12 protein-coding genes and 1 pseudogene are annotated in these 12942 nt (G+C 42.0%); 3 read left to right on the top strand and 10 right to left on the bottom strand.

All coding sequences use genetic code 11. The features are described 5' to 3' along the window. Positions 1-38 precede the first annotated feature (38 nt). Both AXW61_RS08005 and AXW61_RS08000 read right to left on the bottom strand, forming a co-directional pair. Positions 39-592, bottom strand: a pseudogene (locus AXW61_RS08005) (flavodoxin family protein). A gap of 95 nt (positions 593-687) precedes the next feature. Continuing rightward, positions 688-1470, bottom strand: coding sequence for an SDR family NAD(P)-dependent oxidoreductase (locus AXW61_RS08000; protein ID WP_062033950.1), 783 nt, complete (start codon positions 1468-1470; stop codon positions 688-690). Positions 1471-1585: 115 nt separating this feature from the next. Between AXW61_RS08000 and AXW61_RS07995 the strand changes: the two genes are divergently transcribed. Then, positions 1586-1972 (top strand): helix-turn-helix domain-containing protein, encoded by a 387-nt coding sequence (locus AXW61_RS07995; protein ID WP_004695464.1) that lies wholly within the window; start codon positions 1586-1588, stop codon positions 1970-1972. Between the two features lie 24 nt (positions 1973-1996). Here AXW61_RS07995 and AXW61_RS07990 read toward each other — a convergent pair whose 3' ends face one another. From AXW61_RS07990 to rplU, 8 genes are all read right to left on the bottom strand, one after another. Next, entirely contained in the window at positions 1997-2476 is a 480-nt protein-coding gene (locus AXW61_RS07990) for a tRNA (cytidine(34)-2'-O)-methyltransferase (protein WP_010327328.1), read from the bottom strand. A gap of 32 nt (positions 2477-2508) precedes the next feature. Then, positions 2509-3885: a siroheme synthase CysG gene (cysG, locus tag AXW61_RS07985; protein ID WP_062033949.1), complete on the bottom strand. Its 1377-nt coding sequence runs from the start codon at positions 3883-3885 to the stop codon at positions 2509-2511. Between the two features lie 76 nt (positions 3886-3961). Further along, entirely contained in the window at positions 3962-5233 is a 1272-nt protein-coding gene (serS, locus tag AXW61_RS07980) for a serine--tRNA ligase (RefSeq protein WP_004695457.1), read from the bottom strand. A 100-nt stretch (positions 5234-5333) separates the two neighbouring features. Beyond that, positions 5334-6146, bottom strand: coding sequence for an RsiV family protein (locus tag AXW61_RS07975; protein WP_062033948.1), 813 nt, complete (start codon positions 6144-6146; stop codon positions 5334-5336). A gap of 131 nt (positions 6147-6277) precedes the next feature. Beyond that, positions 6278-6976, bottom strand: coding sequence for an outer membrane lipoprotein chaperone LolA (gene lolA / locus AXW61_RS07970; protein ID WP_010327331.1), 699 nt, complete (start codon positions 6974-6976; stop codon positions 6278-6280). A gap of 220 nt (positions 6977-7196) precedes the next feature. After that, positions 7197-8384, bottom strand: coding sequence for a YadA-like family protein (locus AXW61_RS17780; RefSeq protein WP_240487446.1), 1188 nt, complete (start codon positions 8382-8384; stop codon positions 7197-7199). A gap of 343 nt (positions 8385-8727) precedes the next feature. After that, positions 8728-8982: a 50S ribosomal protein L27 gene (rpmA, locus tag AXW61_RS07955; protein WP_004695443.1), complete on the bottom strand. Its 255-nt coding sequence runs from the start codon at positions 8980-8982 to the stop codon at positions 8728-8730. Between the two features lie 19 nt (positions 8983-9001). Then, on the bottom strand, positions 9002-9313 hold the full coding sequence (gene rplU / locus AXW61_RS07950) for a 50S ribosomal protein L21 (RefSeq protein ID WP_004695441.1): 312 nt from the start codon (positions 9311-9313) through the stop codon (positions 9002-9004). Between the two features lie 467 nt (positions 9314-9780). On the opposite strand from rplU, the gene sdsA reads away from it, so the two are divergent. Both sdsA and AXW61_RS07940 read left to right on the top strand, forming a co-directional pair. Beyond that, positions 9781-10758: an All-trans-nonaprenyl-diphosphate synthase gene (gene sdsA / locus AXW61_RS07945; RefSeq protein WP_062033947.1), complete on the top strand. Its 978-nt coding sequence runs from the start codon at positions 9781-9783 to the stop codon at positions 10756-10758. A gap of 33 nt (positions 10759-10791) precedes the next feature. Then, positions 10792-12846 (top strand): site-specific recombinase, encoded by a 2055-nt coding sequence (locus AXW61_RS07940; protein ID WP_029575090.1) that lies wholly within the window; start codon positions 10792-10794, stop codon positions 12844-12846. Positions 12847-12942: the final 96 nt, after the last annotated feature.

The following is a 12942-nucleotide window of genomic DNA, read 5'->3' as shown; positions in this document are numbered from 1 at the left end:
AAGTGCGTCTTTTTCTTTTTTAAACTAGAGCTAAAAAACTAGCCCTTAAATTGTTTAGTCATTTTAGCAATACGTTGTGCATAGGCTTTTGTGGTTTCGAGATCCCCGGCTGGGATTTCATCCGTACTTGCATCCGATGGTGATTGAACCAACAAACCTACAGAACCACCCAAATTATTTACATCTTGACGGGTTGCCGCTTTACTATTGGCAGGCAATAAGCCCAAGCTTACCCAAATACCGCCATGCTGCGATGCAAGTGTTTGCAGTTGAATTAAGGTCACTTGCTTATCACCATTTAAGCTTGCGCTATTGGTAAAGCCACCAAAAATTTTATCTTGCCATGCGCGGGTAAACCATTTTTTGAAGAGGCATCGGCAAACTTTTTAAATTGCCACGGTGCAGTACCCATATAAGTCGGTGCACCAAATACAATTGCATCAGATTGATCCAGCATCAGCCAATCTTGCTCTGAAATGTCTCCATTTAGGTCAATCTCCACCAAATTTGCACCAATTTCTTGCGCAAAAGTTTGTGCAATCACTTTGGTATGTCCATAGCCTGAATAAAAAACCACTGAAATATTCGACATTTTAGTTTCCTCTTTTGAATCACTTGATTGGCATTGCTTCGTCAAGCATGACGCTGCGCCACGTAAACCATTAAAAATAAACAGTATGAAATATCTTAAACACTTGCCTGATCGGGCTTAAGTTTCACATAACTTGCAACTTCATCGCTTAGGCCCTGTTTCAACTGCTGGGTCTTTTCACCGACCAAAACTTCGTAAGCATTTTGCTCGATGCCTTGAAAGATTTCTTGAGTCACTGTTTCTGGCGCAATCTTAGTAATGGGTAATGAACGAGTCAGATCGGTGTCAATAAAACCCACATGCACCCCCATGACCTGAATATTAAATTGAGACAACCACTGACGACTTGAGTTGGTATAGGACCATGCTGCCGCTTTAGAAATGGCATAACTGGTCAAAAAAGTGCTTGTCTCCCAAGATACATCTGAGAGAATATTGACCACATAAGCCTGTTGGTTCTTTTGTAAGATCGGAGCAAAAATTTGCGTCACCCGCATCAAGCCCAATAAATTAGTTTCCAAAATCTTTTGCGTAGTCGTAATAATATTGGCTTCGACAGGATGTTCATTCAAAAGTGCAATGCCCGCATTATTCACAAGAATCGTGGTATCTGCACATTGTTCTGCTGCCTGCTGAATAGATGCTTCATCATTTACATCCAGTTGAATCGGAATAAGCCCCTCTTCCTGAAAGCTGCCGATCTGGCGCATACCCACATAAATCTTTTTAGCGCCCTGACGACGTGCCTCCCGAGCGATGGCAAGTCCTAAGCCACGATTCGCACCCGTAATAAAAACAACAGCCTCTGAAACTTTCATCATGTGATCCATCCAATTGCCAGTATCTTGTGAAAGCGTAGTCTGATGACAGCGCTGCATTAAGTCTGTATTCATGATACACTTATGAAACCTAGTATCAATTAGTTACTACTTGGTAACTGGTCAAATTCGCTGTTTCAAATGAAGATAGAACGTAAAAGGAGCATGATTAGAAATGAATAAGCCAATGAAATTTAATATTTTTCATCCAGATTGTCCTGCACGTCTTTTTTTTGAAAAATTTGCAGACAAGTGGATTTTATTGATTGTGTATACGCTGGATCAAGAGTCACAGCACTTTAATGAGCTTAAGAAAAATGTTTTAGGTATTTCACCTAAAGTACTGTCACAAAAATTAAAGATCTTAGAGCGCGATGGTTTTTTGACGCGAACCATTCATGAAGACAATGTGATTCGAGTGGAATATGCGTTAACTGAAATTGGCAAAGACTTTGCTCAAAATGCCTATCAAATGAAAGATTGGGTCGAAGCCAATATGCTTAAAGTTTTAAAATCCAGAGCTGGATTCGATCAAAAGCTAGAAAAAACAGAGCCCGCTTAAGCGGGCTCTGTCACAGTAATTTGATTAGGCTAAAGGCTTAAAACCCTGCTGACGCCATGCTTCATACACAATCACGGCTGTCGCATTGGATAAGTTCAAACTGCGCGAGTTTTCAGCCATGGGCAAACGAATCCAATGCTCTTTTGGAAACAACATACGAACCTGTTCAGGCAGACCACGTGTCTCAGGTCCCATGAGTAAAGCCACAGGGCGATTCAAATCCGAAGTATGCGGTGTTTCCGTTCCTTTGGTGGTTAGAGGATAAATCGCGTTTATATCGACACCTTTTTCAGCTAAATTTGCTAAACACTCATCGAATGTTTCCCAAATTTGCATGCGCGCCCACTCGTGGTAGTCCAAACCTGCACGTTTGAGTTTTTTATCATCCAGCTCAAAGCCAAGTGGCTTAACCAAATGCAGCTGCGCTCCAGTATTGGCACATAAACGAATGATATTCCCTGTGTTTGCAGGAATTTCGGGCTCGTATAAAACAACATGGATCACAGCTTTTCTCTACTCTTTCAATATGGCAAAAGTTAATCTTGCCACTGTAATTGTTCACGCAAACTCACTACATCACCAATGATGGTCAATGTAGGCGCTTGAATATGATTTTCTTCAACTTTTGATGCGATATCCGCTAAGGTCCCGACCAACACTTTTTGTTCTAGCGTGGTACCTTTCGAGATCAAAGCAACGGGCATATCTGGACGCTGGCCATGCTCAATTAACTTTTCACAAATTTTTTCTAAACCAACCAAGCCCATGTACAGCACAAGCGTTTGATTCTGATAGACCAACTCATCCCACGGTAACTCAGGCGAACCTTCTTTTAAATGTCCGGTAAGGAAACGCACGCTTTGTGCATAATCGCGATGTGTCAGAGGAATGCCTGCATAAGCCGAACAACCCGAAGCGGCAGTAATCCCCGGCACTACTTGAAATGGTACACCTGCAGCAAAAAGCTCTTGGATTTCTTCACCACCACGACCAAAGATGAAAGGATCACCACCTTTTAAACGGCAAACACGTTGACCTTTTGAGGCATATTCCACTAGTAAGGCATTAATGCCTTCTTGCGGAACAGCATGGTTAGAACGGGCTTTACCCACATAAATTTTTGTTGCATCTCGGCGACAGAGTTCCATAATCGCAGGGGAAACCAAACGATCATAAATCACCACATCGGCTTGTTGCATCAAACGCAGTGCTTTAAGGGTCAGCAACTCAGGATCACCTGGACCTGCACCAACCAAATACACTTCACCTTTCGGGGTTTTCCACTCTGCCAGTGCTTGCTCGATTAAACTATCTGCTTCTGTCAGATTGTCATGAAAAACTTGTTCTTTCAGTGGACTTGCATATAGATCTTCCCAGAAAACACGGCGCTCGTCAGGATTAGAAATCTTCGCTTTCACCGCTGCACGCCATTTTCCTGAAAATTCAGCCAGCTTACCCATCCCATGTGGAATACTGGTTTCAAGCTGGGTTCGAATTTGGCGAGATAACACGGGGGATGTACCATTGCTGGCCACTGAAATCACCAAAGGCGAACGATCGACAATGGCAGGAACCATAAAACGACAATGTGGTGGATCATCAACACTGTTGACCAGTATTTTCAGCGCTTCACAGTCCTCAAAGACTTGAGTATTCACCGCATAATCATCTGTTGCAGCAATCACTAAACGGTAGTCATTGAGTTGAATCTGCGCAGGATATAGCGCTTGGATATATTGCCCTTGGCTTTCTTCAACCAGTTGCAATAAATTTGCATCAATATCAGGAGCAATGACATGAATCACCGCTCCTGCTTTATGTAACAACACTGCCTTACGGTAAGCAATATGCCCACCACCGACAATCAGACAAGGTTGCTGTTGCAACTTTAAAGAGATTGGAAAAATATCCACACACGACCTCAATGAGTTTTATCTGACTGTCTTAAAGCAATTATTGTGCACAAAACTGTGCAGTACATCGACTTTATTAGTCAATGTACTCAGCGCCGCCCATATAAGGACGAAGCACGGTTGGGATTTCAATCGAACCATCAGCACGTTGGTAGTTTTCCATGACCGCAAGTAAAGTACGGCCCACAGCCAAACCTGAACCATTCAGCGTATGTACAAATTCAGTTTTCTTTTGATCTGCACGGTAACGTGCTTTCATACGACGCGCTTGGAAGTCACCCATGTTTGAACATGAAGAAATTTCGCGGTACGTATTTTGACTTGGTACCCAGACTTCAAGATCGTAAGTTTTAGTTGCACCGAAGCCCATATCACCACCACAAAGAATGATCTTACGGTACGGTAAACCAAGTGCTTTCAAGATCCCTTCAGCATGACCTGTAAGCTCTTCAAGCGCTTGCATTGAGTCTTCTGGTTTAACAATTTGCACCATTTCAACTTTGTCGAATTGGTGTTGACGAATCAAGCCACGCGTATCACGACCATATGAACCTGCTTCACTACGGAAACATGGCGTATGTGCTGCATATTTCAGTGGTAAACGGTCTGCATCAATAATTTCATCACGCACGAAGTTGGTTACAGGAACTTCCGCAGTTGGAATGAGGTAATACTCTTTTTCACCTTGTAATTTGAATAAATCTTCTTCAAATTTAGGCAATTGGCCTGTACCACGGAGTGAGTCAGCATTGACTAAATACGGCACATAAGCTTCGGTATAACCATTTTCCAAAGTATGCGTATTCAACATGAACTGGGTAATCGCACGTTGTAAACGAGCAAGTGGTCCTTTGAGCACGCTGAAACGAGAACCTGTCAATTTGGTCGCAGTTTCAAACTCAAGGCCACCCATCCACTCACCTAAGTCAGTGTGATCTTTAATTTCGAAGTCAAACGTACGCGGGGTACCCCATGTGAGGATTTCCACGTTATCGCTTTCGTCTTTTCCTTCAGGAACAGACTCATCTGGCAAGTTTGGAATGCTGAGTGATTTCGCTTCAAGTTCAGCTTGTAATTCAGACAAAGCGACTTCTGCAGCTTTGATTTCATCACCAATCGCTGACATACGCGTCATAATTTCAGATGCATCACCACCAGCTTTTTTAATTTGGCCAACTTGTTTTGCACCCGAATTACGTTCAGCCTGAAGAGATTCAGTTTTGGATTGAATCTCTTTACGGCGAGCTTCTAGTGATGCCCATTCTTCAACATTCAGTTGTACACCACGTTTTGCTAAGGCTAAATTTACAGCCTCAATATTATTTCTGAGTAATTTCGGGTCGATCATAGCCAATCTTTTGCAAAGAAAAAAACTGGCTATAGTGTAAGCGCTTCAAGCCGAAAAATACAGTCACGCGATCACTAGCTGTGGCTTATTACAGCAATTTTCATGGCTTTTCTTTGCTCGCTTTTTCTCGTTCAGCTGCATAATCGACAAAACTTGGCAAATATTCCGCCTTAATTAAGCCACTGGCTTGTTGATAAGGTAAAACCAATTCAGACATCCCTTCTGCATAAGATGCTAATTCGTATAAGGGATAGACGAACACCACACCTTTGGCACTCATATAATAATTATCGGTCAGCTTCAATTGCTCGCGTGAAATATTATGATCGGACAGCCACATGCTATTGGCACCATACAATGCATCTAATAATTGAGACTCTGTCTTGTCTACCACGATATCACTCAGCGCAACCCGTTTTTTCGTTGCCAAATCTAAGGTGATGTACTCGTTGTGATACATGCCATGTGCGGCACGCGCTGGGTAGTGATAATACATCAAGACAAAATCAGCATATTTTCCACGCTGCGCCACATAACGGACATCAGACAAAGTTTCACTGAGCATGTTTTCATCAATCTGTGGCTTTGACTGCTTCAAACTTTCAAATGCCACAGGATTGGCTTTTTTCATCCGTTCATCAAAATATTGATTGATCCATGGGACATTGGTTTCCAAGCTGTACAGCTGGTATTGGGTACATCCTTCCTCATCACAAGCAATAGAATGCGCCAATTGTAATGGTCGAACTTTTGCCTCAATCAGTGGCAAAGTCTGTGTGACTTGAGCTGGTTTAGTTGTCTCTTCACTTTTTGCAGCATTACTGTCATTTCGTGGCTGACATGCGCTGAGTAATCCAGCACACAACATCATTGCGAAGACAGATCCAATTTTATTGTTATGAAGTAATATCATGATTTACCCGCTGTTAAGTATTCAATAGCACAGACTATACAAAGCACAGCCATAACTTCCCACCACGTTATGTAACTGAACTTGATCTAATAAAAAACCACCCGAAGGTGGTTTTGAACAACAGACTCATATTATTGGTCAATAATGTCTGTGCCTTTAGGTGGAGTAAAATTAAAGGTTGAAGCTGGAATATTGGTATTTACCTTGGTGTTATTAAAACGCACATAGGTTGTTTGTCCCAAAGAATCTTCTAAGATCATTAACGTCGGCGCATTTTTCGCACCAAAACTAATCGTTAAGCTTTGAAATGCACCATCATCGCTTTTTGGGTACAAGGTATAGTAGGTTTTGCTCTGATTTGGTTGCGTAATACGGTATGACTTACGAATCTGTTCCGTATTCCCCGACAATAATAGTGCAGGGGTATTCGCCACCTGTTCATCTAAAGTTTGACGAACCGCTTGCTGTAAGTCTGGATCATAAATCCATACCGTTTTGCCCGAAGTCACAATGGTTTGTTTTGCAGGGCTTGTGGTTTCCCAATAGAATTTCCCTGGACGCTCAACTTTCATCACCCCTTTAAAGGTCTGATTCATATGCTGGGCTGATAAACCTTGTTTCTTCGGCGCTTTAGATGAATTTGTGACTTTGGTGGTTTGTTCAAAGTTAGAACTGATACTTTGAATACCACTCAACTGTTTCACTAAACTCGTCGTCGCTTGTTGCTCCGATGCTGCAACCGGAGCTGCAAATACTGTACTGCTCATAACAGGGCCAAGTGTTACTACACCTACTGTCATTGCACATAAAGTCTTACGAAGCATTTTCATAATCTCACCTTTTATAATTTGCGCAGTCGCAATTTGTTAGATGAGCTATCTTAAATCAAATTTTATGGCTAATAATTGAGAATATAAGAAGATTTGTATATTTATTGGTGCTTAATGTTGTGAAATATCCATCATGATGAAGATCAGATGTGCTCTTTACATATAGAAAAGCCTCTGAATGTGCAGAGGCTTTTCTAACTGAGGTTAAGAATTATCACTGTCATTTCCATTGCCAACCAATTGCTGCACCTGCACCGAAATCACCTTCACTATTGGTTGTCACAGCTACTTTGTATACATATTTGTTACTTTCAGTCACACCGCTGAGACCAAAAGCATAACCTTGCTCACCTTCCCATGTACCCACGCCGGCACTAAACATATTGTAGCCAGCATCTGTCGGTTGCGGTAAAGATGCTATTGCAATACTTGATGCCACTGCTGCATAGGTTCGATCTTCGAGTTTTCGCATGTCTCGGTTCAAAGCATTTACACGACTATCAGTATAAGCATTTGCTTGGTTGAGGGTTTGTTGCCCAACTTGGTTTACATAAGTTTTTGCTTCATTCAGGATGTAGGTGTCAGCAGCATCCATCACTTCTTTAGAGATCCCATTGGTACCGTTTGTACCTTTAAGACTTGCTAACCATTGAGTAATGCTGCCCTCAAAACCATTACCAACTGCAACATCATAAGCACTAAAACCTGTTGCACCAGTCATCCCTGTGTTACCCATATCGCCTTTTAAGCTCGCGAGCCATTCAGTGATGCTACCGTCAAAACCATTAACTTGCGCAACTTGATAAGCATTATATCCTGTCGCTCCCGTTTCACCTTGCACACCTTGGATACCTTGCTCACCCTGTAAGCCTTGGAGGCCTTGTTCACCTTGTGCTCCAGTATCTCCTTTCACACCTTGTGCTCCAGTATCTCCTTTCACACCTTGTGCTCCAGTATCTCCTTTCACACCTTGTAAACCTTGTTCACCTTGCGCTCCAGTTGCACCTGTTGCTCCAGTATCACCTTTGTCGCCCTTGTCTCCCTTATCACCTTTGGCTCCTGTAGCACCCGTTGCTCCAGTATCACCTTTCACACCTTGGATACCTTGCTCACCCTGTAAACCTTGGAGACCTTGTTCACCTTGTGCTCCAGTGGCACCCTGAAGACTCTCTATCCAAGCTGTTTCATTTTCGAGATCAGTTTTATTTGGATCAGGATTATAACTCATTGTATTGACCGCAATTTCATATGCACTCAACCCATCCTCACCATCAGCTCCTGCAGGTCCTGCTGGTCCTGGTATTCCACTTCCAGGACAACTACCTGTGTCTTGATTAGAATTACACGAACCTGCAAAAACATTTGTATTCGCTGTCATTAAAATCGCACTTAAAACAAGCACGTTCATAGCAAACCTTTGTAGACAATGGTTTGGCTTAAGTGTTTGTAGATTCATTGCAGCAGAAACTGCAGTACTAATATGAGTATGTTCTTGTTTTAAGTTCTGACCAGAGACTTTCATTATCTAGCTGTCTGGATTACCCAAGACATTTGTATCTATTTTATTCATATCCGTCTGCCTTTCTTTTAATTTTGTTTCTTTATTACACACCTATTTTTTGTGATACACATCACTATTTATTGGTATTTAGTGCTTTATTTCAAAATATAAAAACACAAGAAAATTAAGCTAACCATATGAATAGACGAAAAAAAACCCACAGAATGTGGGTTTTTCTTACTATTAAAACTTACGCTTCAACAGTTACGTAGCGACGGCCAAACTGACCTTTCACTTCGAATTTTACTACGCCGTCAGCGGTTGCAAACAAAGTATGGTCACGGCCCATACCAACGTTTTGACCTGCGTGGAATTCTGTACCACGTTGACGAACGATGATGTTACCAGCAGTCACAGATTGACCACCGTAAATTTTAACACCAAGCATTTTAGGGTTCGAATCACGACCGTTCTTAGTCGAACCACCGGCTTTTTTAGTTGCCATGTCTCATTACTCCTCGTGATTAGCCTGAAATAGCTGTAATTTTCAACTCAGTGAACCATTGACGGTGACCTTGTTGTTTACGGTAGTGTTTACGACGACGCATTTTTACAATACGGATTTTGTCGTGACGACCATGGCTAACTACTTCAGCAGTTACAGTAGCGCCAGCAACAACTGGAGCACCGATTTGAATGCTGTCACCATTTACTAGCATTAATACGTCATCAAACGTAATAGTTGCGCCAGTTTCAGCTTTCAACAATTCAACTTTAAGGGTTTCACCCTCTACAACACGGTGCTGTTTACCACCGCTTTGGATTACTGCGTACATAATGTACTCCAAACATGCCCGTGTCGTCGTGCCGATAAAGGAAGATATCGATCTTAATACGAACGCCACTGGGGTTAATCAAGGGCAAGGATTTTAAGTGATATTGACTCAAACAACAAGAGATTTGCCGAACTTATTAGACTAAATTAACGATTATTTAATAATCGAGAAAAACTCAATCAACAAATTACAGTTCAACTCTGGCTTGACTTTGCTTACAATGAAATAGATTTTTAAAATCAATCCGCTATAGTATAGATGAATTGATTTTTAAAATGTAAATAAGCCTACAAATGCAGTACGCTTATACATTGGGGAAGTAAGGAACTGTCTTTCGTAAAATACAGTCTCGCACACTAGCGAGTCTTATTTATGATTGAAATGAATCATTTAGACAGGTATTCCTATTTACACAATACTGGTAATGCTGATTTTTATCACTTTATATAGATGAGGCCGCTCTTCAAATGACCATCGACTTTAAGCAAGATATTCTCGCCCCTGTAGCTCAAGACTTTGCCACGATGGACACATTTATTAATGAAGGCATTACCTCTAAAGTGGCATTGGTCATGGCGGTGAGTAAACATGTGGTTGAAGCAGGTGGTAAACGCATGCGTCCCATTATGTGTTTATTGGCTGCCAAAGCCTGTGGTGCAGAAGACCTAGAACGCCAGCGTAAACTTGCTGCAATCATTGAAATGCTGCATACCGCAACCTTAGTCCATGATGATGTGGTCGATGAATCTGGCTTACGTCGTGGTCGCCCAACGGCCAATGCAACTTGGAACAATCAGACCGCTGTACTGGTGGGTGACTTTCTAATTTCACGTGCCTTTGATTTATTGGTCGATCTCGGTGATATGACCTTACTCAAAGATTTTTCTACAGGGACTTGTGAAATTGCCGAAGGCGAAGTGCTACAACTTCAAGCACAGCACCAACCTGAAACCACAGAACAAACGTATTTAGATATTATTCACGGTAAAACGTCACGTTTATTTGAACTGGCAACTGAAGGGGCTGCCATTCTTTCTGGGACACCGCAGTACCGTAAACCACTACGTTTATTTGCAGGCCACTTTGGCAATGCCTTTCAAATCATTGATGATATTTTAGATTACACCTCAGATGCTGAAACATTAGGTAAAAATATTGGCGATGATTTAATGGAAGGTAAACCGACTTTGCCGTTAATCTCAGCATTGAAAAATACAACGGGTGAAGAACATGACATTGTTCGTCGAAGTATTGCGACAGGTGGAACAACAGATCTTGATCAAGTCATTGCTATCGTAAACAGTTCTGGCGCACTAGATTACTGTCGACAACGGGCGCATGAAGAAACCGAAGCCGCACTTCAAGCATTACAGGCTTTACCTGACAGCCAATATCGTCAAGCACTGGTCAATTTAACCCAACTGGCTTTACATCGAATTCAATAACAAATGATGCTTTAAAATGTTTTTAACTTGCCTATGCATATAAAATTTAATGATCTGTTCTCTCAAATGCAGCAACAGCTTGAGCAACCTCAAGCTGTTTTAAATGATCAACTTTTAATTGAGTTGGTGGAGCGTATTCGTCCAATAGATGCGTATCAAACCGATGAAATCCATCAAAAATTTCAAGCGCTCATTCAAGCATTACTCATCACACCCGATGCCGCATCGACCTTACAAAGCTTTGTGCTGCGGCTTATTTCCCAATATAAACAAACCAGTCTTTATGCCGACACAGGCATCTTGTCTTTAGATGGGTTTTGGAACCAATTGTCGCAGCGTTTAGGGGCACATTTTCTCCCGCTGATTAATGACGAAACTCAACTACAAGATTTAGTCCGTCGCGTTTTCCCCAACCGAAGTGATAAATATTGGCTCGATAACATCCGGGACAGTGACTGGCTACAACTGCTGAACCTGCTCAATCACGGACATGCCAATCAAAAAGAAAAAGTCAAAATTCGCAGTGAAGTGATTAAAGCCATTACGGTGCTGTCTTATCGGATTAGTGGTATTGGTTTATATCCAGAGTTTATTAATGCGCATCCTGAACTGACCGAATATGAATCGCCTTTTTTAGTGCAGAACCGCGAAATTGTTGAATTCATTCAACAGTATAAAAAGGCACATCAAGAAGCAGAAACCTCGAGTGTGGTTGCCCCACCCGATGCCTCTCAAGCACTGGTCATGATTGAGCAGTGTCGTGATGTAGTATTAAAAATTCGCCGTGCGACCAAACGCATTGGGGTTAGTGTCAGTTTAACCTATCTGATTTCCTTACTTGAGCAATGCTTAGACCGTGTCGAATTGTTGCTCAATTTAATTGTAGAAGAAGGCGAAGCACACTATGAAGCGGTGAGCTTGCTCTTAGTCGATATTACCGCTGCGATTTATAGTGAACGGAGTGTGCGCTCTTTACTGACGACCAATAGTGAATTGATTGCTTTACAGGTGACTGAAAATGCCAGTAAAACGGGCGAACACTATGTAAGTACAGACAAGCAAGGCTTTTTAGCCATGTATAAATCCGCAGCGGGTGCGGGTGTCATTATTGCAACCATGGCCACCCTGAAAATCTTGTCCGCACGGATGATCATGGCACCGCTCATGCAAGCCTTTGTTTACAGCATGAACTACTCATTAGGGTTTATGTTGATTCATGTGTTGCACTTTACTGTGGCAACCAAACAACCAGCGATGACCGCGGCGGCACTCGCGGCAACAGTACAACAGCGTAAAGGTTCAAAAACAGCACAAATTGCTGAATTGGCGGCGCTGATTATTAACATTATTCGCACGCAGTTTATTGCTATTTTAGGCAATATCTCAATTGCCATCCCTGTTGCCGCATTTATTACGTGGGCATGGGCAACTGGCATGCATGAACCGTTACTCAACCATGCAAAAGCAGCGAAAGTCTTACATGACTTAAACCCTTTTACCTCTTTGGCCATTCCGCATGCCGCCATTGCTGGCGTCTGTTTGTTTTTATCGGGACTTTTGGCAGGCTATTTTGACAATATGGCGGTTTATCGCAAAGTCGGCCCACGCTTAAAAGCACACCCTCGCCTCAAAACCATCATGGGACAAGAAAGACTCGACAAATTTGCAGGCTATATAGAACGCAACTTAGGTGCGTTGGCGGGTAATTTTCTGTTCGGGATTATGTTAGGAAGTATGGGAACCATTGGTTATATTTTGGGTTTACCCCTAGATATTCGCCATATTGCCTTTGCTTCAGCAAACTTCATTCAAGGCCTGATGAATATTAATGGTAGTCCTGAGATTGGCTTGATTATTGTATCTTTCCTCGGGGTACTCGCTATTGGCCTGACGAACTTATTTGTCAGTTTTACCCTCACGATTATTGTGGCTTTACGCGCACGTCGGGTACGTTTTGAACAGTGGAAACCGTTAGCAAAATTGGTTTTAACCCATTTTCTAACGCGACCAAGTGACTTCTTTTGGCCACCAAAAGTGCCTCTTGAAGTTGATGAAAGTTCGAACAATACAAAACACCATACAAAATGATTTTGTACCCATTTTGAGCTCTTGTTACACTGTGAACAAAATTTTATACATGATTAATCAACACTTGAATTAAAGTGTACTGATGAGTACACTTTA

Source organism: Acinetobacter sp. BMW17 (genome assembly GCF_001592855.1).
Lineage (GTDB): Bacteria > Pseudomonadota > Gammaproteobacteria > Pseudomonadales > Moraxellaceae > Acinetobacter > Acinetobacter johnsonii.
Note: the sequence above shows the minus strand (reverse complement) of the source record. Positions and strands in the feature narration are given on the sequence as shown.